Genomic DNA, 20,387 nt, shown 5'->3' on the forward strand with positions numbered 1-20,387 from the left:
TGATGACTGCATGACCCACGACCACTGGACAGAGGTCAAGGTCGCCCGCGAGGCGACCCTCGCGCCGCCGGAGAAGGCGGCCGCGAAACTCAAGAGCCAGAACAAGCTGTACGTCCGCGACCGGATCGCCCTGCTCGTCGACGAGGACAGCTTCGTCGAGGACGCGCAGCTGGCGAACGCGCTGAACGCGGGCCTGCCCGCCGACGGCGTCGTCACCGGCCGCGCGCTCGTCGACGGCCGTCCGGCGCTGATCGTCGCCAACGACCCGACCGTGAAGGCCGGTTCGTGGGGCGCGCGGACGGTCGAGAAGATCGTCCGGGTGACCGAGGTCGCGCTCCGTGACGAGCTGCCGATCTTCTGGTTGATCGACTCTGCCGGCGCCCGGATCACCGACCAGGTCCAGCTGTTCCCGGGCCGCCGCGGCGCCGGGCGGATCTTCCACAACCAGGTCGCACTGTCCGGCAAGGTCCCGCAGATCTGCTGCCTGTTCGGCCCGTCGGCCGCGGGCGGCGCGTACATCCCGGCGTTCTGCGACATCGTGATCATGGTCGACGGCAACGCCTCGATGTACCTGGGCTCGCCCCGGATGGCCGAGATGGTCGTCGGCGAGAAGGTCACGCTGGAGGAGATGGGCGGGGCCCGGATGCACACGAGCGTCTCCGGCTGCGGTGACCTGCTCGCGTCCGACGACACCGAGGCGATCGAGCTCGCGAAGCAGTACTTCTCGTACCTGCCCGGATCGTGGCGCTCGCGACCCCCGTCGTACGACGCCTCGGACGCAGGCCGGGACTTCACGCGGGACCTGGTGCCGGCGGAGGAGAGTGTCGGGTTCGACATCCACGACGTGATCGACGCGCTCCTCGACGCGGACACGTTCTTCGAGATCAAGCCGGCGTACGCGCCGGAGCTTGTGGTCGGGTTCGGGCTGCTCGCGGGGCAGGTGGTCGGGATCGTCGCGAACCAGCCGGCGGTGAAGGGCGGCGTACTCTTCGTCGACTCGGCGGACAAGGCAGCGCGGTTCATCTGGCTGTGCGATGCGTTCAACGTGCCGCTCGTGTACCTGTGCGACGTACCGGGGTTCATGATCGGCAGTGAGGTCGAGCGGGCCGGGATCATCCGGCACGGCGCGAAGATGATCACCGCGGTGTCGGAGGCGACGGTGCCGACGGTGTCGGTGATCGTCCGGAAGGCGTACGGCGCTGGGCTGTACGCGATGTGCGGCCCGGGGTTCTCGCCGGACGCGTGCGTCGCCTTGCCGACCGCGAAGATTGCGGTGATGGGCCCGGAGGCGGCGATCAACGCCGTGTACTACAACAAGATCCAGGAGATCGCCGACGAGGGCGAGCGGGTCGAGTACGTGTCCAAGCTGCGCGAGGAGTACGAGACCGACATCGACATCCTGCGCCTGGCCGCCGACCTGGTCATCGACGCGATCATCGAGCCGGAGAACCTCCGCACCGACCTGATCGCCCGCCTCGCCGCAGCCCAGTCCAAGGACCGCACATTCTCGCACCGGCGGCACGGCATACCGCCGGTCTAGAGCTCGTCCAGCCGGTCGCCGAGGTCGGTGAGATACGCGACCAGAGAGTTCCGCCAGCCCGTCACCTGCTCCGTTCGGGCCTCGTCCAGGGTGAAGTCGATCTCCCAGCCGTTGAAGGGGCCGCGACCGAACCAGCCGATCGCGCCGGTGATGCGGTAGAGGCCGGTGTTCGGAGGTCGCGGTCCGTAGGCGTCGAAGAAGGCGTCCGCGAGGCACCCGCCACCGGCCAGGTACATCCACTCGTCGAGGGCCGACACCTCCTGAGCCGGATCTGCGACGCGCGGGAAGTCCCAGTCGATGAGAGTGGTCCGGTCCGGGCCGACGATGATGTTCGTCGGGAACACGTCTCCGTGCAGGAGTGCGGTCGGAGCCGGGCGCAACGAGTCGGCGTACGCGTCGATGATCGCGTGCAGGCGAGGCAGGTGCGCAAGCACGAACGGAAGATTGGCCTCGAGCCGCGGTACGGCGGCGGCGATCCGCTCGTGCAGGTCCTGGACAGGATCGATCGCCTCGAGGACGAGGCGGCCGGCATCGAACGGTCCGGACAGCCCGCTCGGGAACCGTACGGCGTGCACCCGCCGGAACGCCGTACCGACAGATCGCCAGGAGGCGTCGGTCATCCGGTCCTCGGCGACCAGGTTGTACAGCATCTCGCCGGGGACGTACTCGTAGAGTGTCGCGAACTCGTTGCCACCGAGCAGCGCCGGCGCCGGCAGTTCGTGCTCGGTGAGGAAGCGAGCGCGCCCGACCGGGAGCGGCCATGACTTCTTCCGGGACCGCAGCACAACCTCCTGCGAGTCGGCGAGGGTCGCGTGGACGATCTGATGGTCGAAGCCGTTGCCCTGCAGATCCTCGTACGACGTGATCTCGGGGAGACCGGCTTCGGCGACCAGCTTGTGCAGGAGTGGCTCCGTGGATGGCATCTGCAGCATCATCGCGTCCATCTGGTGGTTGGTCGAGCGATTTCCAAGGCCTGGTCTGGATAGTCTGCGGGGGTGAATGCAAACGATTTCTCGCACAAGGTCCGGGCTCGGGAGAAGTTGGTCGGGTACTGGATCACGCTGGATTCGCCGGCGGCTGCCGAGCGGATTGCGCGGCTGGGGTACGACTACGTGGTGCTCGACGCGCAGCACGGGCTGATCGGGTACCAGGGGTTGATGACCGGGCTGCTGGCGATCGACGCCGGGTCCGCGATCGGGCCGCAGCCGTCGGTCGGGCTGGTGCGGGTCGAGGCGAACGATCCGACACCGATCGGGCGCGCGCTGGACGCCGGGGCGAGCGGTGTGATCGTGCCGCTCATCGACAGCGCGGACGACGTGGCTCGGGCGGTTCGTGCGGCGAAGTACCCGCCGGTGGGGGTGCGGTCGTTCGGTCCGATGCGGGCCGCGCTGCGGATCGGTCCGGTGCCGGCGGACAGCAACGACGCGACCGTCGTACTCGCGATGATCGAAACCCCGCTCGGCCTGCAGAACGTGGCCGAGATCTGCGCGACGCGCGGCCTCGACGGTGTGTACGTCGGGCCGTCGGACCTCAGCCTCGCGCTCGGTGCGCGCTTCCCGGGTGACCCGGAGGTCGAGGGCCCGTTCGAGGAGGCGGTCGAGCTGATCGCGCGCACCGCGCGGGAGGCCGGGATCGCCGCGGGCATCCACACCTTCGACGGCGAGTCGGCGAAGAAGCGCCTGGCCCAGGGCTACACCTTCGCCACCGTCGCCTCCGACCTCAGCCACCTCGAAGCAATCGCCGCCGCTCACCTCGAGACCGCTCGCTCGTAGGCGGACCTCCGCCACTCACCAACCGCTCCGGCGCCGGGCGGCTCACGCTCAGCCGACGGCCGAGACCGGTCGTCGGCAAAGGTTGGTGAGTGGCTGACGTGCGGAACACCTCGGCGACTTCTCGGGTTACGTTCTTCAGAGGACATCGAGGAGGCCGGGCATGAAGGCACCCGAGCGTGGTGCGTTGCCGTTGGGGCTCGCGGCTACGTTGGCGCGGACCTACGGGCGGCTGACCGAGACGGTGCAGGGGCTCAGTGACGCGGACTTCCGGCGTGAGACCCGGTGCCCCGGTATGCCCGTCGGTCCGCTGCTCGTGCATCTGCTGTACGACGCCGAGCGCGCCCTGATCGCGTTCGCCAGCCCGGCCGCGGTCGAACCGGACCGGGATTTCGTCACGTACTGGCGCCACGCCCCGCCGCAGCCCGACGGCGACACGAGCTTCGAGCGGAGCATCGCGGCGGCGTACCGCAAACCCGGTCTGCTCGTACAGCACTGGCGTGAGGTGTCCGAGGCAGCGGCCCGGGCGGTCGCAGTCGGGCTGGCGACCAAGGGGAGCCGGATCGAGACGCAGGGTCACGTCATGCGGGCGGGTGACTTCGTGGCCACCTTGGTGCTTGAGGCAACGGTCCATCACCTCGACCTGATCGTCGGCCTGCCCGGCGCGCCGGAACCCGATCCCGAAGGCCTGCAGGTCGCCGCGCGCACGCTGGACGGGTTGTTCGGCCCGCAGGCGTGGGACGTGATCGCATGGGACACCACGACGTACGTCCTGAAGGCAACAGGCCGCCTACCCCTCGACGAGAACGACCTGACAATGCTCGGCCCCCACGCCCACCGCCTCCCACTCCTCGCTTAGCCCCGGTCCCATTTGCCTGGCTGACCCACGAATTTGCCTGGTCTGCCAGCGAAATGGGGGGTTCCACACCGTGAACCACGGTGTGGAACCCCCCATTTCATGGGTCAACCAGGCAAATGCGGCGGAGGGGGCGGGCGGTGCGGGCGGGGTGTGCGGGGTGTGCGGTTGGGATGGTGGGGTTAGAAGACGCCGGCGAAGGGGTCGTCGAGGTTGGTCCAGTCGGGGCTGGCTAGTTCGGACTCGGTGAGGAGGCAGGCGTCGAGGACTGCCTGGAGGCGGGCGGGATCGAGGCCCATGCCGGTCGCGACGACGGTGCACTCGGCGAGGTGCTCGGTCTCCGACCATTCACCGAGCATGCCGAGCGACGCGCTGTACCCGGCGGACTCCCACCGCACGCGCTGCGTCGGGCGGTTCGCCAGCCACACCACCCCGCGACTACGAACCACACCGTCCACGATGTCCTCGAGCGCGTCGTTCAGCCGCGCAGGATGCAGCGGTCGCGTCGACGTCCACAGCACCGTCGTCACCCCGTCGCCGCTCGGCTGCACCCGATCCGACGCAGCGATCTCACCGGCCCACGCCTCGGCCGCATCGAAGTCGAACCGCCCGGTCCGCGCAACAGGCCCATCAGGTACGCCGGCACCGTCCGTCGTCACCACCGACGTCCGCGGGTTCAGGTGCGACAACAGGTGCTCCAGCCGCTCAACCGCCGTACTGCGATGCGCGTTGGCCAGCACGCACACGTCGGCGTACTCGACCTGACGCGCGGTCAGCTCCGCGACGTTGCGCCGATCCGGGAGACCGAGCGCCAGACCGCGCTCGGCGAGCAACTCGTCGCCGGACAGTTGCGCAACCAGCAGTACGGCGTCGACGACGCAGGTGACCGTGTCGACGACGATCTCCGGCAGAACGGACGTCAAGGTGGTGACGAGTGGCCGAGCTTCCATCGCCTGTGGCGCCGCGAGCACGATGTGGTCCCAGTGCCCACGCGCAACCAGTGTCTCCAGCAGCGGTACGAGCGACTCGATCAGCTGGCAGGCGCCGCAGTCGTCCCCGACCGTGAACTCGCCTGTGTCGATCGGCCCCGCCGCGTCCCGCACCCGCCAGGACAGCACGCCCCGACCGGGCAGGTCGTCCTGGTCGATCTCCACGGCCACGGTGGTGGCGTCGGTCATCGCTTCCAGCACGGGCTCCCGCAACGTCGTGGACAGCCCCACCAACACGGACAACGGAGTTTTCGCTTGGGCGGTCATGACACCAGTATATGAAAACGGTTTTCATCAGTCCAGTGCCGGTGTTAACTGTTGATCGCCCGAGGGGTGGCTTGAATCGCCTGCTGTGCCTAGGGTTCGGCGCATGGGCGAACGGGAGTTCGCGGACGTGCTGCGGGAAGCCATCCAGGCGCGCGGGCTCGGGCTCGGGCGGATCCAGGAGCGTCTCCGCGCGCGTGGCGTGTCGGTGAGCCTCGCCACGTTGAGCTACTGGCAGTCGGGCCGGTCGCGCCCCGAGCGGCGGGACTCGCTTGCCGCGGTCGGGCTGCTCGAGGAAGTGCTCGAGGTCCCGGCCGGGACATTGTCGGCGTCGATCGGTCCGCCGCGGCGCCGCGGACGCTGGCTGAGCACGGTGCCGGACCGGCCCGGGCTGGCGACGTACTGGCCGCGGCCCGGCGCGGTCGAGGAGGCGGTCAGCGAGGTCGACATCCGCTGGGACGAACGGCTCACGCGGATCAGCCAGCACGACCGGGTGATCGTCGGCCCCGACCGCGGCGAACGGTCGTACCACTCCCGCCAGGTCCTGCGCGCCGAGGCAGACGGCCCGGACCGCTGGGTCGTGATCATGCACCTCGACGAACACGACCGGCCGCTGCCGGAGATCCGCACGCTGCGGCACTGCCGGCTAGGCCGGACGGTACGTCGGCCTGCTGACGGACTGCTGGTCGCCGAGCTGCTCTTCGACCGACCGCTCCGCAAGGGCGAGACGGTCATCACCGAGCACGAGTTGGTGAACGTCGCGCCGTACCCGCCGGCGACGAACTACGAGCGGAAGTTCCGGCTGCCGGTGCGTGAGTTCGTGCTGGAGGTCTGCTTCGACCCGGCCGAGCTGCCTGCCGCCTGTGCGATTGTTTCGCAGCTCGACGACGCGGAGGAGCTCGTTCGCGCGGTGGAGGTCGCGGCCGAGGTGCACGGCGTCGTACTGAACTTCGGACCCGGTCGCTACGGCCTCCAGTGGACGTGGCCCGAGTGAACTGTTAAGGCCAGAAAGTCAACTGTGAAAGGGATCTGAGCGATTTTCCCCAGCTGACAGCGCTCCTACGGTCGGTGCACCGTCCCAACTCCGAGGAGTGCACCGATGAAACTCGCAGTGATACTTCTGACCGCCGGACTGGTCGCGACACCGGTCAGCGCCGCCGCCTACTCCGAGGCGGCTCCACCAGATACCCCGCAGCAAATCGCCGCCCGGCTCGCGGACTCACCCAGTCAGGCCGGCCGCTGGATCGACCACGGCAGGCTGAAGGTTGCGGTGGTCGACGAGGCCGCCGCGGCCAAGGTACGAGCCGCCGGCGCAACTCCGCAGTACGTCGAACGCGACCAGCAGCAGCTCGACCACCTGCTCGCCCAGGTCGATCGGATCGCGCGGAGTCAGCAAGGCCTGCAGAGCTGGGGTATCGACCCGGTCACCAACAGCGTCGTCGTCAAGGCACGCACCACCACCAATGCCTTCGCGACCCTCGGCGAAGGCGTCCGGGTGGTGCGCGTGCACTCCGACTTCCGTCAGCAGTCCGGTGAGGTCAACCCGGGCGACCCGTGGTGGCCGGGGTCGGAGAGCAACTGTTCGGTCGGCTTCCCCGCCACGGATGCGCAAGGAAACAAGCACTTCCTGACCGCGGGTCACTGCACCAACGACGCCGGGCAGGCGGCATACGGCGCCAGCGGCCAGAGCAACCGTCTCGGTACGTCGAACGTCGGCGGCACGCACAGCGTCAACGCCCGCGAAGGAGACATGGGCGTCGTCGCGGTGACCGAGCCAGGCTGGACCATCTCGCCCAACGTCAACACCTGGGGACAACCGGCCGTCACCGTGACCGGTGCGGCGGAGGCGATCGTCGGCGACACGGTCTGCCACTCGGGCAACACAGCGCCGAACTGGGAGTGCGGCACCGTCACCGCGATCAACCAGAGCATCGACTATGGCTCCGTGGTGATCGACGGTCTGACCACGACCACCGCGTGCTCCGAAGGCGGTGACTCGGGAGGCGCCTGGTTGCGCGGCAACCAGGCGGTCGGCCTGCACTCCGGTGGAAACTCCACCTGCTCGCCGAACGAGGACAACTCGATCTTCCAGCCGGTGACTGAGGCGCTGGCCAAGTGGAACCTCACGCTGCTCACCGGCTCGGGCGACCCGGACCCGGACCCGGACCCGGGCGAGCGCACGTACTCGAACGGCACCGACTACCCGATCCGCGACTTCCAGGTCGCGGTCAGCAGCGTCAAGGCGACCGTGACCGGCCGGACGAACAGTCCGGTGAAGGTGACGGTCGAGGGCAACCACACCTGCCTCGAGGACCTCAACATCAGCCTGGTCTCACCGAGCGGCCGTTGGTACTACCTCCAGCGGTCGGGCGGCCTGACCTGCCACCCGCTGCCGGCGTCCAAGACGTACTCCGTCACCGCCGACGAGGCCGCGGCCGGTACGTGGACGCTGCGCATCGGTGACAACGGGTACGGCGACACCGGCGCGCTCACCAACTGGTCGATCACGCTGTAGACAGCACCGGACAGGCGCCGGCCGGCTCGGGGCAATGCCGGCCGGTGCCACCGTAAATCCCAGGTCGTCGGTCCATGCCGTCTGGTAGGTAAGGGACATGACCATCGAGATCGGGCGGTTCGCGGGTGAGTGGGACGAGCTCCTGGAGCTCCTGGACATGGCGTTCTCGGCGCCGTGGACCGACGAGCAGTACGAGTCCGAGCGGCGGATCTGGGAGCGTGAGCGCAGCGTCGTCGCGAGCGAGGACGGGCAGCTCGTCGGGCACACCGGCACGTTCTCGCACCTGATGACGGTGCCAGGCGGGCAGTTGCCGGTCGCGGGTGTGACGATGGTCGGCGTCCGGCCGACGCACCGGCGGCGCGGCATCCTGCGCGACCTGATGCGCAGGCAGCTGACCGACATCCACGTGGCCGGCCGCGAGCCGCTGGCGGCGCTGACCGCGAGCGAGCCGGTGATCTACCCGCGGTTCGGCTACGGACTGGCGTCCGATCACCAGGAGATCGTCGTACCGAAGGTGTCCCGCACGCTGCGCCCGGTGGCCGGCATCGACGACGTCCGGATCCGGTACGTCGACGTACACGAGAATCTCGCCCGCTGCGGTGAGCTGCGGAACAGGCTGGCGCTCGAGCGGCCTGGTGTGTGCCGGCACGACGAGCGCTGGCAGGAGTACGCGATCAGCGCGACTGTCACCAGCAACATCGCGAACGCGTCCAAGCTGCGCTGCGTCGTCGCCGAGCGGGACGGTGAGTTGACCGGGTTCGCGCACTACCGGACGAAGCGCGCGGAGAAGGGGTACGTCGACGTACAGCGGGTGCATGCGGTGGACATCGCGTCGCACGCGGCGCTGTGGCGGTACCTGCTCGAACCGGACCTGCTGAGCGAGACGCGGTGCGCGATGCTCGCGTCGGACGACCCGCTGCTGGACCTCCTGCTCGACCCGCGGGCGCCGGCGCCGATCACGCGGGACGGTCTGTGGATCCGGCCGGTCGACGTACGTCGTGCGCTCGCGGAGCGGACGTACGCGCGGGACCTCGACGTCGTCCTCGAGGTGGTCGACGACTTCCTCCCGTGGAACGCGGGCCGCTGGCACCTCGCAGGCGGACCGGACGGCGCTTCCTGCGAGTCCGTCACGCGCGACGCCGACCTCACCCTTGACGTCCGGGACCTCGGCGCCGTCTACCTCGGTCGCCCGTCGCTCAAGCGGCTCGGCCGGGCAGGCCTGGTCTCCGAGCACACCCCGGGCTCGCTCGCCGCGACTGCGGAAGCGTTTTCCACATCCCGGCTCCCCTTCCTCGACACAGCCTTTTGAGGGGGTAGCCTGCCCAGATGCAGACGCAGCGTCGGGGTGCGCTCGCGGTGGTTGCCGTGGTGCTCGTGGGGCTCGTCGTGGCCGGCTTCGTCGTGCTCGCCTCCGCGAGTGGGCCGGTGCGCCCGATCAGCGACAGCACGCTGAGTGCCAGCCCGCGACCGCTGCCGACCTTCTCGGTGAGCGAAACGCCGCCGGAGCAGTCACAGCCGACGCCGCGCGTGCTCCCGCAGAGCGAGACGCCGGGCTGGGTGCTGTCGTTGTGGCAGGCCGTGGTCTACCTGATCATCGCGGCGGTGGTGGGGTTCATCCTGCTGATCATCGTCCGCGTCGTGCGCCGGGTCCGGCTTCCGCACCTGGAGGCCGAAGAGCCTGATTGGGAGCGGATGAAGGCGGAGCGACTGGCCGAGGCGGTCGACACGGGCCTGGCTCGCATCGACAGCGGTACGGCGACCGACGCCGTCGTCGCGTGCTGGGTCGCGTTGGAGGAGGCGGCCGCTTCGGCCGGCGTACCGCGGGATCCGTCGGAGACTCCGGCCGAATTCACTGTGCGGGTGCTCGGGATCGGCGGGATCTCCGAGCCGCAGCTGATCCGGCTCGGTGAGTTGTACCGCGAGGCGCGGTACTCGACGCACGGCTCGAGCGAGCAGGCGCGGACCGAGGCTCGCGCGTCCCTGCTGCGACTGCGCGACGAGCTCGCGGCAGCTCATCCCGAGGAGGCGGGAGCCTCATGACGTCGTACAGCTGGACTCCGTTGGAGGAGAAGGGGCCGCCGCCGGAGGTCAAGCGGAGGTCGTTGCTGCCGAGCAAGCTGCTTCTGCAGCACCTTGGTGTGGCTGTGGTGGTGAGCTTGCTGCTCGTGACCGTGTTCGCCGCTGCCGGTATGGCGCCGCGGCCGCTGTGGTTCGTGGTGGCGGCGCTCGCTGTCGGCGTCGTGTCACTGGCGGTCCGGCTGGTGGTGCCGCAGACCCTTGAGACGAGCTGGCCCGGTCGGAACGACGACAAGCTGGCCGCGCTGCGGACCCGGACCAACGACAACCGGACGCAGTTCATCGCCACCTGGTTGCAGGAGTCGAGCCGCGAACGGCGTGCCGGTGAAGGCTCGCAGACCTTCGTCCGCCGGGTCCGCCCGCTGCTGCTCGAGCTGGCCACCGACCGCCTGGTGCACCGCCACGGCGTCGACCCCGAGCGCGAGCCTGACCAGGCCCGCGCGATCACCGGCGACCGGCTCTGGCAGCTGATCGCCGGCGACGACAAACGCACCGCGTCCCTCGACGAGATCGAGTACGCGATCCACACCATCGAGAACCTGTGAGGGAGACCAGTGACCGACGCAGCGACTGAGGGCGAGCTGAAGCTCGGTGAGGTGACCGAGCTGAGCCGGCAGGTGCTGGAGCGGGTCAGCCAGGCCGTGGTCGGGAAGGCCGAGGCACTGGAACTGGTGCTCGCGGGCATCCTGGCCGGCGGGCACGTGCTGCTCGAGGACTACCCGGGGCTGGCGAAAACGCTGGCCGCGCGGTCGTTCGCGCAGGCGCTCGGGCTGGAGTTCCGGCGGGTGCAGTTCACGCCCGACCTGCTGCCGTCGGACGTGACCGGCGCGTTCGTGTACGACCAGAAGGACTCCGAGTTCGTCTTCCGGCCGGGCCCGATCTTCACCGGCCTGCTGCTGGCCGACGAGATCAACCGGACGCCTCCGAAGACTCAGGCCGCACTGCTGGAGTCCATGCAGGAGCACCAGGTCACGGTCGAGGGGCAGACGTTCCCGCTGCCCGTGCCGTTCCATGTGCTCGCGACCGCGAACCCGGTGGAGTATGAGGGCACGTACCCGCTCCCGGAGGCGCAGCTCGACCGGTTCATGCTGCGGATCGGCTTCGGCTACCCGAGCCCCGCGGAGGAGTGGGAGGTACTGCGGCGCCGGATGAGTCGTCGTACTGAGGACCAGTCGGTCGAGGCGGCAACGGATGCCGCCGGCCTGCGCGCCGCGCAACGTGCCGTGGAGCGGGTGACCGTGGACGACACGGTCGGTCAGTACTGCGTCGATCTCGCCACCGCGACCCGGCGGGACTCGCAGGTGCTCGTCGGGGCATCGCCACGTGGCTCGCTGGCGTTGCTGCTGACGGCACGCGCGTACGCCGTGATCAAGGGCCGGGACTACGTCGTACCGGAGGATGTGAAGGCGGTCGCGGTGCCTGCGTTGGCGCACCGGATCACCGTGCGGCCCGAGCTCTGGCTGCACGAGGTCACCGGAGCGACAGTGGTGCGGACGGTGCTCGGCTCGGTTGCCGCACCGCCCACCGTGGTAGGCACCAGCGCATGAGTTGGCGGCCGACGCACGCGCAGGTCCGGGCGGTTTGTGTCGCTGCGGTGCTGGTCGGCGCCGCCGTGCTGCTGCGGCGCCCGGATGCGGCCGTGTTCGGTCTGCCGCTGGCGTTCCTCGCGGTGTGGGGGCGCTTCTTCCGGCCGCGGGAGCGCCCGGAGGTGCATACCGAGCTGGACGCGGACGTGCTGTTCGAAGGGCAGGGTACGACGTACCGGATGCGGGTGCCGGAGTCCGTCGATCCCGACATCGATCTGATCGTGGCGGCGTTGCCGCGGACGCTCTGGTTCCAGTACGACCCGCCGCAGGCTGCGATCGCGGAGCCGGTCTCACACGGTGAGGTGCGGCTGGAGGTCGGCGTACGGTCGAAGCGCTGGGGACTGCGGTCGTTGGAACGGCCAACAGTCACGGCGACGTCGACGGTCGGGGCGTACCGGATCCAGGTGACGTCGGCCGAGCCGCTGGCGGTCAAGACGCTGCCGTTGCGTGAGGGATTCGAGGCGGTGGACGCCGTACCGCGGCCGGCCGGACTGGTCGGGTTGCATCGGTCGCGGCGTCCGGGCGAAGGGACGGAGCTGGCCGGGGTACGGCCGTTCCGGACGGGGGACCGGTTGCGGCGGATCAACTGGTCGGTGTCCGCGCGGACGCAGGAACTGCACGTCACGTCGACGTGGTCGGACCGGGACACCGAGGTGGTGATCATGGTCGACACCGGCGGCGAGATCGGGATCAGCGAAGGGATCGACGGCCGGTCCTCGAGTCTCGACACCGCCGTCCGCGCCGCCGCCGCGATCGCCGAGCACTACCTGCGCAACGGCGACCGGGTGCGGCTGATCGACACCGGGAGCCTGTTCCGCGGCGTGCGGTCGGGGAGCGGGCGCGCGCATCTGCGGCGGATCCTGGACACGCTGGTACACGCGGACCGGCGCGGCCGGCAACAGGACGAAGAGCAGTTGGCGCGGCGGAACCGGGTGCGGTCGGACAGCCTGGTGCTCGTCCTCAGCCCGTTGCTGCGGCCGACGATCCTCGGCTACATCGTGACGCTCGTGCACTCCGGCTGCACGGTGATCGCGATCGACACGTTGCCGCCGGACGTCGTGTCGATCATGGACCTCGACGCGCACGACGCCCGGTCGTGGCCGCTCGCGTGGCGTCTGCGGTTGCTCGAACGCCGCCGCGACCTCGACCGCCTCAGCGACCTCGGCGTACCAACCGTCCCCTGGCGAGGCGCCGGAACCCTGGACGAGGTACTACGAGACGCCGCCAGAGTCTCCGCCGCTCCAAGGATTCGCTCATGACTGTGCACATGCCACGCCTCCGGCGCGGCGGGTCATGGGGCTGTAACTCCCGGCCTTCCCTCGTCGCTCCGGTCGCTTCGCTCCCTCCGCTCCTCAGTCCAGACCGGGAGGCCCCATGACCGCTGACGAGAAGATCACGTTGTGGTTGGCGCAGTTGCGGGCGTCCGGGCGGGCTGTGGTGTTTGCTCGGTTGGTGATTGCGGTGGCTGGGGCGGTCGCGCTGGTTGTGCCCTCGGTGCAGTCGTGGGATCAGGCGGATCTGGTCCCGATCGCCGGTGCTGGGTTGTTGCTGTGCACGGTGGTGCTGCCTGATTCGCTGGCCGCGATGATGTTCGTGCTGGTGGTGACACTCGGGTGGCTGATGCGTGCACCCGGCGCGCCGAGTTGGAGCCTGGCCCTGACCGCGGTTGGGCTCGTCGTGGTCCACCTGGCCGCTGCGTTCGCCGGTCAGCTGCCGTCGTACGCGCGGGTGCACCGAGCGGCCCTGCGACGCTGGTGGTTGCCTGGGGCAATCGCCGTACTGCTGGCGCCGGCCGTCGCCGGGGCGGCCGCGCTGGTCCGTGGCGCCGACCTCGCCGGCTCGCTCGTCGTGACCGCCGCCGCCATCGCACTGGCCGCCGCGACCATCTGGTTCGCCGCCGGCCAGAAACTCGGCCGCGACTAGTGCGCGCCGAAGGTTTCCTGGATCTCCTCGGCCCACGGCATCGAGATCGCGTCCGGGCCCAGGACCTGCATGGCGGACATGACGGTCAGCAACATCCCGGAGGCGAGGAACTCGCGGACCTGCGTCGGTGACGCACCGGTCAACTCGCGGACCAGGGCGTAGATCCGACCGAAGCGCTCCCGAACGCAGTCACCGATCAGAGGGTCGCGGCTGGCGGAGAAGCCCTGCAGCAGAACCAGCAGCACCTCAGGCTCGTCGAACAGCCGCTCGTAGTTGCGGCCCAGTGTGCTCAGCTCCGGGGTCTCGGCCGCGGCGTCGCGGAAGGTCTGCTCGATCCGGTCGCAGGCACTCCGCACGGCGGCCAGGAAGAGTTCCTGCTTGGTGCCGAACAGCCGGATCACATAGGGCTGTGAGACACCGGCCAGCCGGGCGATCTCGTCGGTCTTCGTGCCGTCGTACCCGGACATCGCGAAGGCCCTGACCGCGGCCTGCAACACCTCTGCGCCGCGCTCCTTGGCGGTCAGCCGAACCTTGGGCGTCATCCGTGCTCCTTCCACTCCCTTGACATGTTATCAGTCGATGCATACTCTCATGATCAAGCTTGTTATCAGTCAATTACAACTAGGGGTACGAGATGACATCGACCGCTCTCGACGAGAGGGAAGTGACCGCTCCCCGGAGCCGCGGACTCGGCCTGGTGCTGGCCGCCGTGGGGATTCCGGTGTTCATGGTCACGCTGGACAACCTGGTGGTGACGAATGCACTGCCGGTGATCAAGTCCGAGCTGGGGGCGACCCTGTCGGACCTGCAGTGGTTCGTGAACGCCTACACGCTCGCCTTCGCCGCGTTGCTGCTGACCGCGGCCGCGATCGGCGACCGGCTCGGCCGGCGGCGGGTGTTCCTGGCCGGGATCGCCCTGTTCACGCTGGCCTCGGCGGCCTGCGCGCTGGCGACCGAGCCGTGGATGCTGATCGGGGCCCGCGCGATCCAGGGCATCGGCGCGGCGGCCGTGATGCCGCTGTCGCTGACGTTGCTCGCGGGCGCCGTACCGGAGAAGATGCGGAGCGCCGCGATCGGTATCTGGGGCGGCATCTCCGGCCTCGGAATCGCGGTCGGTCCGGTGGTCGGCGGAGCTGTCGTCGACGGTCTGAACTGGCAGTGGATCTTCTGGCTGAACGTTCCGGTCGGGGTCGTCGCCGTGGTGCTCGCCACGCGGGTTCTGACCGAGTCCCGGGGTACGGCGAAGCGGCTCGACCTGCTCGGACTCGTGCTGGCGACGTCCGGCGTACTGTCCGTCGTCTGGGGTGTTGTGCACGGAGCCGACGACGGCTGGACCTCCGCCGGCGTGCTGGGTTCGCTGATCGCGGGCGTCGTGCTGCTGGCCGCGTTCCTCGGGTGGGAGCGCCGTACCGTCGCGCCGATGTTACCGCTGCGGTTGTTCTCGGTTCGCTCGTTCAGTGTGGTGAACGTGGTCGCGTTCACCTTCGCGGTCGGTGTCTTCGGAGCGGTGTTCCTGCTGGCGCAGTTCTTCCAGGTCGTGCAGGGGTACACGCCGTTCCAATCCGGGGTCCGCACGCTGCCGTGGACCGCGGCGCCGCTCGTGGTCGCACCGATCGCCGGTTTGATCGTCGACCGCGTCGGTCCCCGGATCCTGATCGTGACCGGCCAGGCATTGCTCGCCATCGCGCTCGGCTGGATCGCACTGGTCACGACGGCAACCACGCAGTACGGCGAACTTGTCGCACCGTTCATCCTGGCCGGGATCGGGATGGGGCTGACCTTCGCACCGTCCGCGAGCGTGGTGATGGAGAACGCTTCCGACGCTGACCGCGGCGTCGCGTCCGGCACCAACAACACGATCCGCGAGGTCGGAGTCGCGATGGGCGTCGCCGTACTGGCCTCGGTCTTCGCCTCAGCCGGCTCCTACGAGTCCCCGACGGAGTACGCCGCCGGCCTCGTCCCCGCCGTCTGGACCGGAGCCGCCATAGTCGCCGCCGGCACCCTGGCAGCCCTCCTCCTCCCGGGCCGCACCCGCGCAGCCAACTCGTCGTCGAGCAACTAACGAAGCCAGGACCGAGCACCCCCGCCGGAGTCTGGGAACAAGCAATTGCTAGTTCCCAGTCCCCACCGGGTGTCCCCACCGCGTCAAGGCCAGGTCGGGGGGTAGTGGCCGGTTGTTTGCGGAACAAATGTTGCAGCTGGTGGCAGAAATGTTCCGCGCAGCAGGACGGGCAACACGTTCTAGAGTGTGAGCGTGGTGGATGCTGAGGACGTGCGGCGGATTGCGTTGGGGTTGCCGGGGACGGTGGAGAAGCGGCGGTGGGGGCATCCGACGTTTGATGTGGCTGGGCGGATGTTCCTGACCGTGCCTGACGACCAGACGTCGTTCGCGGTGCGGTGTCCGCGGCTGGAGCGCGAGGAGCTGATCGCCGCGGAGCCGGAGAAGTTCTGGGTGCCGAAACACGAGGCGGGCTCGAACTGGGTTCGAGCCCGCCTCGAGGCTTTGGAGGACGCCGGCGAACTGCAGGACATCCTCGTCGACTCCTGGCGGCAGGTCGCGCCGCCGGAGCTGTCAGCTGACGTTGGCCGGTGACGCCGCGAAGGTGTTGCAAGTGGCCGGGTTGGCCGTGTTGAACGACTTCCCCATGAAGCGTCCCTGACTGGCCACACTGCCGTGGTCGCCCTCTTCGGGCTTGTCGCCCGCGGTGACGACGTACTTCTTCCAGACGTACAGCAGGTTGCCGTTGATCGGGTAGCTGCGCTTGTTCGCGGCCAGGAAGACACCGGCGAAGCAGTTCGCCTGCAGCTCCATCCGGCGCGTCATCCGCGTCCGGCCTTCGTAGTCCGACTGCTCGTACCGCAGGTTGCTGGCGGACTGCAGGATGCCGGTCATGAACTGCACGCTGTGGCCGTACTCGTGGGCGATCGAGCGGGTGTACCACATCCGCGCGTACGCCTGCCCGATCGCATCACCCGGGTACTGGGTGTACGCCTTCACGAAGACGTCCACCTTCATGTACATCATGTGGTTGCCCGAGCAGTAGAACGGTACGGCGACCGGACCGTCGCCGCACGGCGTCGACATCGAGGTCCCGGACCAGTACGTCATCCCCGGCGCCTTGAACTTGTAGCCGGCCTTCGCCACCAGTGGCGCCCACGACTTGTCCAGGCAGGGCTTGATCGCGGCCCAGTAGGCGGCCGCGCCCCGGGCGTTGGTCGGCCGGGCCTTGGGCTCCTTGCAGTTGACCGTGGACATCTGGCCGACCTTGTAGAGCGCGTTCTTGCCCACGACCGTGGTGTCCGCCGGCTTGTTCGGCGTACTCGACGTCTCGGTGGTGGTGGGCTCGGTGGTCGTCGGTTCCTCGGACGGCGACTCGGAGGGCTCCTCGGTCGGCTCTTCCGTCGGTTCCTCGGTCGGGGAAGTGGTCGGCTCGGGGGTGTACCGGCTCGGCGTCACCGGCGGAGTGGTCACGTCGGTGGCGGCCTTCCGGACCAGACCGATGATCGCGCCGCCCACGACGGCCACCACGACGATCGACAGGATCGCGATCAGCGGCGCCTTCGACTTCTTCCGCGGCTGCTGCGGCTGCCAGCCCATGCCGGGACCGCCAGGACCACCGGGACCACCCGGGCCGAAGCTCGGGCCCCAGCCGAAGCCGGGACCCTGCGGCGGCTGCCCGTACTGCGGGGGGCCGCCGTACTGACCCGGAGGAGGGCCGCCGTACTGGCCTTGCGGCGGCGGGCCGCCGTACTGACCGGGCGGAGGACCCTGCGGAGGACCGCCGTACTGACCCTGTGGCGGACCCTGCGGCGGGCCCTGCTGGTACGGCGGGTTCTGGCCGGGCGGCCCGTAGGGTGGCTGGCTCAACGCCGTTCCTCTCGTCCCTCGTGCTGGCATTCAGCGACCGCCACAGTATCGGCAACAAACAGGTCAGCCCCGGCGACCCTCGACAGGTAGGGTCGATCAGGTGACTTCTGCAACTACCCCCAACAGCCCGATCGACCAGCTCGCCGAGCGGCACCTGGAGCAGGAGATCGTGCTCGATCCGATCCTGGCGACCGAGCTGGGCGTCGCCGGCCACGACCACGAGCTGCCGGACTACACACCGGCCGGTTTCGAGGCGCGGATCGAGCAGACCAGGAGGTCGCTCGCCGAGGCCGCTGCGATCGAGCCGGCGAGTCCGCGGGAGGAGGTCGCCAAGGACGCCTTCGTGGAGCGGCTCGGCCTGGAGGTCGAGCGCCACGAGGCCGGCGTACCGCAGCACCAGCTGAACGCGATCGCCTCGGTGCCGGCGGGGTTGCGGCAGGTGTTCGACCTGATGCCGACCGACACCGAGCAGGACTGGGAGATCGTCGCCATCCGGCTGAACCAGGTCGGTACGACGCTCGACGGGTACCGCGAGACGCTGCTCGAGCAGGCCGGTCAGGGCCGGATCTCGGCCGTGCGTCAGGTGACCGGGCTGGCCGGGCGGATCGCCAGCTGGACCGGTGCGGAGGGCGACGACTTCTTCGCCGGACTGGCAGCGCGGGCGCCCGAGGGCGCGGTCAAGCCGGCAGTAGAGGCTGCGGCGGCCTCGGCGCGGAAGGCGTTCGACCAGTTCGGATCGTGGCTGACCGCCGACCTCGCGCCGCGGGCGCCGGAGCGGGACGCGTGCGGCCGGGAGGTGTACGAGCTGGCCTCCCGCAGCTTCCTCGGCGCCGCGATCGACCTCGAAGAGACGTACGCCTGGGGCTGGGCGGAGCTGGCCCGGATCGAGTCGGCCATGCAGGACATCGCGTCCGGGCTGAACGGCGGCGACCGCAGTATCGAGGCGACCGCGGCGCTGCTGGACAACGACCCGGCCCGCAAGATCCACGGCAAGGAAGCGTTCCGGGACTGGATGCAGCAGATGTCCGACGCGGCCGTGGCCGAGCTGGGCAGCACGCACTTCGACATCCCGGCCGAGATCCGCAAGCTCGAGTGCATGATCGCGCCGACCTCGGACGGCTCGATCTACTACACCCCGCCGAGCGAGGACCTGACCACGCGCGCGGGCCGGATGTGGTGGGCGGTGCCGAGCGGCGTGGAGGACTTCGCCACCTGGCGCGAGGTCACCACGGTCTACCACGAGGGCGTGCCCGGGCATCACCTCCAGGTCGCCCAGACGATGCTGCGCACCGACCTGCTGAACCGCTGGCAGCGGATCGCCTGCTGGGTCTCCGGTCACGGCGAAGGCTGGGCCCTGTACGCCGAACGCCTGATGGAGGAACTCGGTTACCTCGAGGACGCGGGCGCGCGGTTCGGCATGCTGGACGCGCAAGGCTTTCGCGCGGCACGGGTGATCGTTGACATCGGCATGCACCTGGAGCTGGAGGTGCCGCGCGACAACCCGTTCGGCTGGCGGCCGGGGGAGCGGTGGAACGCCGACCTCGGGTTCGAGTTCCTGCGGGCGCACTGCCGGATGGAGACCGAGTTCCTGCAGGCCGAGCTGAACCGCTACCTCGGATGGCCCGGCCAGGCGCCGGCGTACAAGGTCGGCGAGCGGATCTGGCTGCAGGCGCGGGAAGAGGCCAAGCAGCGCAAGGGATCCGCGTTCGACCTGCGGGCGTTCCACTCCGACGCGCTGAACCTCGGATCGATCGGCCTCGACCCGCTGCTCCGGGCGCTGGCGAAGCTGTGAGCATCCATTTCGTCCTGGCGTCGGCGTCACCGGCGCGACTGAAGACGCTGCGCGCCGCGGGGATCGAGCCGGAGGTGATCGTCTCCGGTGTCGACGAGGACAACGTCACCGCGGAGAACCCCGGCGAGCTCGCCCGCCTGCTCGCCGTCTTGAAGGCACGTGCGGTGGTCGCGAACCTGACCGATCACGCGACCGTCCTGGGCTGCGACTCGGTCCTGGAGTTCGACGGCGTCGCGTACGGCAAGCCCGGTACTCCCGAGGTCGCTCGCGAGCGCTGGCGGATGATGCGCGGGCGTCGCGGCGTACTGCACACCGGTCACTGCCTGTTCGACACGTCCTCCAAGCAGGAGATCCGGGAGTTGGCGTCGACGGAGGTTCAGTTCGCTGACCTCACCGACGAGGAGATCGACGCGTACGTCGAGACGGGCGAGCCGCTCGTGGTGGCCGGCTCGTTCACCGTCGACGGACTCGGCGGTCCGTTCGTCACCGCGATCGAGGGCGATTACCACAACGTCGTCGGACTCTCGCTGCCGTTGCTGCGCCGGATGCTGATCGACGTCGGCATCACCTGGCCCGACCTGTGGCGCTCCCAGAAACCCTTCACGTACGACGAATCCGTCGCGGAGACGTACGACGAGACGCGCGGCGGACCCGCCCGCGCAGAAGCGGCCGCGCGCGCTGTCGACTCGCTACTCCCCAAGGGCGGAAGAGTTCTCGAGCTCGCGGTCGGGACCGGGATCGTCGGCGCCGAGCTGGTTGCTCTCGGCAACCTGGTGCACGGCGTCGACGTGTCTGAGGCGATGCTGCAGCGCGCGAACGTCCGGCTGCCAGGTCACGTCGCGGCGGCCGATGCGGCGCAACTGCCGGTGGCCGACCGCCGGTGCGACGCGGTCGTGGCCGTCTGGCTGCTGCAGCTGCTCGACGACAGCGAGCCGGTGCTCGCCGAGGTCGCGCGGGTCCTGCGTACCGACGGCGTCTTTGTCACCACCGCCGAGAAGTCCGACGCCACCCGCTACGCCGACGGCCGCGGCCCCAACGAAACCCGCTCCCAGGACGCCCTCGCCCACCTGGTCGCAGTCGCGTCCCGCCACGGCCTGATCCTCGACGGCGCGACCACCTTCCCCGGCCCAACCCACAACACGGGACACGCCCCGACGTACCCCCTGGTCCGCTTCCGCCGCACCTGACCCTCAGGTCGGGTCAGCCGGC

Annotated in this window: 19 protein-coding genes; 15 read left to right on the forward strand and 4 right to left on the reverse strand. The window is 69.6% G+C overall.

The features are described from left to right. Positions 1-10 precede the first annotated feature (10 nt). Positions 11-1,540, forward strand: a complete 1,530-nt coding sequence (locus OHB24_RS18780; protein ID WP_327640349.1) for an acyl-CoA carboxylase subunit beta — start codon at positions 11-13, stop codon at positions 1,538-1,540. Here OHB24_RS18780 and OHB24_RS18785 read toward each other — a convergent pair. Continuing rightward, complete coding sequence (locus OHB24_RS18785) at positions 1,537-2,463, reverse strand: aminoglycoside phosphotransferase family protein (RefSeq protein ID WP_327640350.1); 927 nt, start codon at positions 2,461-2,463, stop codon at positions 1,537-1,539. The two genes, OHB24_RS18780 and OHB24_RS18785, sit on opposite strands and share 4 nt — an antisense overlap. A gap of 72 nt (positions 2,464-2,535) precedes the next feature. On the opposite strand from OHB24_RS18785, the gene OHB24_RS18790 reads away from it, so the two are divergent. Together OHB24_RS18790 and OHB24_RS18795 are read left to right on the forward strand one after the other, a co-directional pair. Further along, entirely contained in the window at positions 2,536-3,312 is a 777-nt protein-coding gene (locus OHB24_RS18790) for an HpcH/HpaI aldolase family protein (protein ID WP_327640351.1), read from the forward strand. 160 nt (positions 3,313-3,472) lie between these two features. After that, positions 3,473-4,168 (forward strand): maleylpyruvate isomerase family mycothiol-dependent enzyme, encoded by a 696-nt coding sequence (locus tag OHB24_RS18795; protein WP_327640352.1) that lies wholly within the window; start codon positions 3,473-3,475, stop codon positions 4,166-4,168. Positions 4,169-4,347: 179 nt separating this feature from the next. Here OHB24_RS18795 and OHB24_RS18800 read toward each other — a convergent pair whose 3' ends face one another. Continuing rightward, positions 4,348-5,421: a CobW family GTP-binding protein gene (locus tag OHB24_RS18800; protein ID WP_327640353.1), complete on the reverse strand. Its 1,074-nt coding sequence runs from the start codon at positions 5,419-5,421 to the stop codon at positions 4,348-4,350. A gap of 103 nt (positions 5,422-5,524) precedes the next feature. On the opposite strand from OHB24_RS18800, the gene OHB24_RS18805 reads away from it, so the two are divergent. The 8 genes from OHB24_RS18805 (at position 5,525) to OHB24_RS18840 (ending at position 13,518) form a co-directional block, all read left to right on the forward strand. Then, positions 5,525-6,412 (forward strand): helix-turn-helix domain-containing protein, encoded by an 888-nt coding sequence (locus OHB24_RS18805; RefSeq protein ID WP_327640354.1) that lies wholly within the window; start codon positions 5,525-5,527, stop codon positions 6,410-6,412. Between the two features lie 105 nt (positions 6,413-6,517). After that, positions 6,518-7,933, forward strand: a complete 1,416-nt coding sequence (locus OHB24_RS18810; RefSeq protein WP_327640355.1) for a proprotein convertase P-domain-containing protein — start codon at positions 6,518-6,520, stop codon at positions 7,931-7,933. 97 nt (positions 7,934-8,030) lie between these two features. Continuing rightward, a complete protein-coding gene (locus OHB24_RS18815; RefSeq protein WP_327640356.1) occupies positions 8,031-9,242 on the forward strand; it encodes a GNAT family N-acetyltransferase in 1,212 nt (403 codons plus the stop codon). 17 nt (positions 9,243-9,259) lie between these two features. Then, positions 9,260-9,973 carry a DUF4129 domain-containing protein gene (locus OHB24_RS18820; protein WP_327640357.1) on the forward strand — a complete coding sequence of 238 codons (714 nt, stop codon included), beginning with the start codon at positions 9,260-9,262 and terminating at the stop codon, positions 9,971-9,973. Then, on the forward strand, positions 9,970-10,554 hold the full coding sequence (locus tag OHB24_RS18825; RefSeq protein ID WP_327640358.1) for a hypothetical protein: 585 nt from the start codon (positions 9,970-9,972) through the stop codon (positions 10,552-10,554). Before OHB24_RS18820 ends, OHB24_RS18825 begins: the two co-directional genes overlap by 4 nt. A gap of 9 nt (positions 10,555-10,563) precedes the next feature. Continuing rightward, positions 10,564-11,556, forward strand: coding sequence for an AAA family ATPase (locus OHB24_RS18830; protein ID WP_327640359.1), 993 nt, complete (start codon positions 10,564-10,566; stop codon positions 11,554-11,556). Then, positions 11,553-12,854: a DUF58 domain-containing protein gene (locus tag OHB24_RS18835; RefSeq protein ID WP_327640360.1), complete on the forward strand. Its 1,302-nt coding sequence runs from the start codon at positions 11,553-11,555 to the stop codon at positions 12,852-12,854. Before OHB24_RS18830 ends, OHB24_RS18835 begins: the two co-directional genes overlap by 4 nt. A 115-nt stretch (positions 12,855-12,969) precedes the next feature. After that, the gene (locus OHB24_RS18840) at positions 12,970-13,518 is read left to right on the forward strand and encodes a hypothetical protein (RefSeq protein ID WP_327640361.1); all 549 of its coding nucleotides are present in this window, start codon (positions 12,970-12,972) and stop codon (positions 13,516-13,518) included. Here the strand turns inward: OHB24_RS18840 and OHB24_RS18845 are convergent. Next, complete coding sequence (locus OHB24_RS18845; RefSeq protein WP_327640362.1) at positions 13,515-14,060, reverse strand: TetR/AcrR family transcriptional regulator; 546 nt, start codon at positions 14,058-14,060, stop codon at positions 13,515-13,517. The two genes, OHB24_RS18840 and OHB24_RS18845, sit on opposite strands and share 4 nt — an antisense overlap. Positions 14,061-14,152: 92 nt before the next feature. On the opposite strand from OHB24_RS18845, the gene OHB24_RS18850 reads away from it, so the two are divergent. Beyond that, entirely contained in the window at positions 14,153-15,580 is a 1,428-nt protein-coding gene (locus OHB24_RS18850) for an MFS transporter (protein ID WP_327640363.1), read from the forward strand. Positions 15,581-15,772: 192 nt separating this feature from the next. Then, a complete protein-coding gene (locus OHB24_RS18855; RefSeq protein WP_327640364.1) occupies positions 15,773-16,111 on the forward strand; it encodes an MmcQ/YjbR family DNA-binding protein in 339 nt (112 codons plus the stop codon). On the opposite strand, the gene OHB24_RS18860 is transcribed toward OHB24_RS18855, so the two are convergent. Then, positions 16,091-17,386 (reverse strand): neutral zinc metallopeptidase, encoded by a 1,296-nt coding sequence (locus OHB24_RS18860; RefSeq protein ID WP_327640365.1) that lies wholly within the window; start codon positions 17,384-17,386, stop codon positions 16,091-16,093. The two genes, OHB24_RS18855 and OHB24_RS18860, sit on opposite strands and share 21 nt — an antisense overlap. 100 nt (positions 17,387-17,486) lie before the next feature. Here OHB24_RS18860 and OHB24_RS18865 point away from each other — a divergent pair, with 100 nt between their 5' ends. Further along, on the forward strand, positions 17,487-19,178 hold the full coding sequence (locus OHB24_RS18865) for a DUF885 domain-containing protein (RefSeq protein ID WP_327640366.1): 1,692 nt from the start codon (positions 17,487-17,489) through the stop codon (positions 19,176-19,178). Then, the gene (locus OHB24_RS18870; protein ID WP_327640367.1) at positions 19,175-20,365 is read left to right on the forward strand and encodes a Maf family nucleotide pyrophosphatase; all 1,191 of its coding nucleotides are present in this window, start codon (positions 19,175-19,177) and stop codon (positions 20,363-20,365) included. The genes OHB24_RS18865 and OHB24_RS18870 overlap by 4 nt, the downstream gene beginning before the upstream one ends. Positions 20,366-20,387: the final 22 nt, after the last annotated feature.

It is taken from the genome of Kribbella sp. NBC_00482, from assembly GCF_036013725.1.
Lineage (GTDB): Bacteria > Actinomycetota > Actinomycetes > Propionibacteriales > Kribbellaceae > Kribbella.

Bases quoted from the DNA above. Each gene is read 5' to 3' on its own strand.
- OHB24_RS18810 (WP_327640355.1), top strand. From the start codon at position 6,518: ATGAAACTCGCAGTGATACTTCTGACCGCCGGACTGGTCGCGACACCG.
- OHB24_RS18800 (WP_327640353.1), bottom strand. From the start codon at position 5,421: ATGACCGCCCAAGCGAAAACTCCGTTGTCCGTGTTGGTGGGGCTGTCC.
- OHB24_RS18850 (WP_327640363.1), top strand. From the start codon at position 14,153: ATGACATCGACCGCTCTCGACGAGAGGGAAGTGACCGCTCCCCGGAGC.
- OHB24_RS18835 (WP_327640360.1), top strand. From the start codon at position 11,553: ATGAGTTGGCGGCCGACGCACGCGCAGGTCCGGGCGGTTTGTGTCGCT.
- OHB24_RS18785 (WP_327640350.1), bottom strand. From the start codon at position 2,463: ATGCCATCCACGGAGCCACTCCTGCACAAGCTGGTCGCCGAAGCCGGT.
- OHB24_RS18840 (WP_327640361.1), top strand. From the start codon at position 12,970: ATGACCGCTGACGAGAAGATCACGTTGTGGTTGGCGCAGTTGCGGGCG.
- OHB24_RS18825 (WP_327640358.1), top strand. From the start codon at position 9,970: ATGACGTCGTACAGCTGGACTCCGTTGGAGGAGAAGGGGCCGCCGCCG.
- OHB24_RS18845 (WP_327640362.1), bottom strand. From the start codon at position 14,060: ATGACGCCCAAGGTTCGGCTGACCGCCAAGGAGCGCGGCGCAGAGGTG.
- OHB24_RS18805 (WP_327640354.1), top strand. From the start codon at position 5,525: ATGGGCGAACGGGAGTTCGCGGACGTGCTGCGGGAAGCCATCCAGGCG.
- OHB24_RS18815 (WP_327640356.1), top strand. From the start codon at position 8,031: ATGACCATCGAGATCGGGCGGTTCGCGGGTGAGTGGGACGAGCTCCTG.
- OHB24_RS18820 (WP_327640357.1), top strand. From the start codon at position 9,260: ATGCAGACGCAGCGTCGGGGTGCGCTCGCGGTGGTTGCCGTGGTGCTC.
- OHB24_RS18780 (WP_327640349.1), top strand. From the start codon at position 11: ATGACCCACGACCACTGGACAGAGGTCAAGGTCGCCCGCGAGGCGACC.
- OHB24_RS18795 (WP_327640352.1), top strand. From the start codon at position 3,473: ATGAAGGCACCCGAGCGTGGTGCGTTGCCGTTGGGGCTCGCGGCTACG.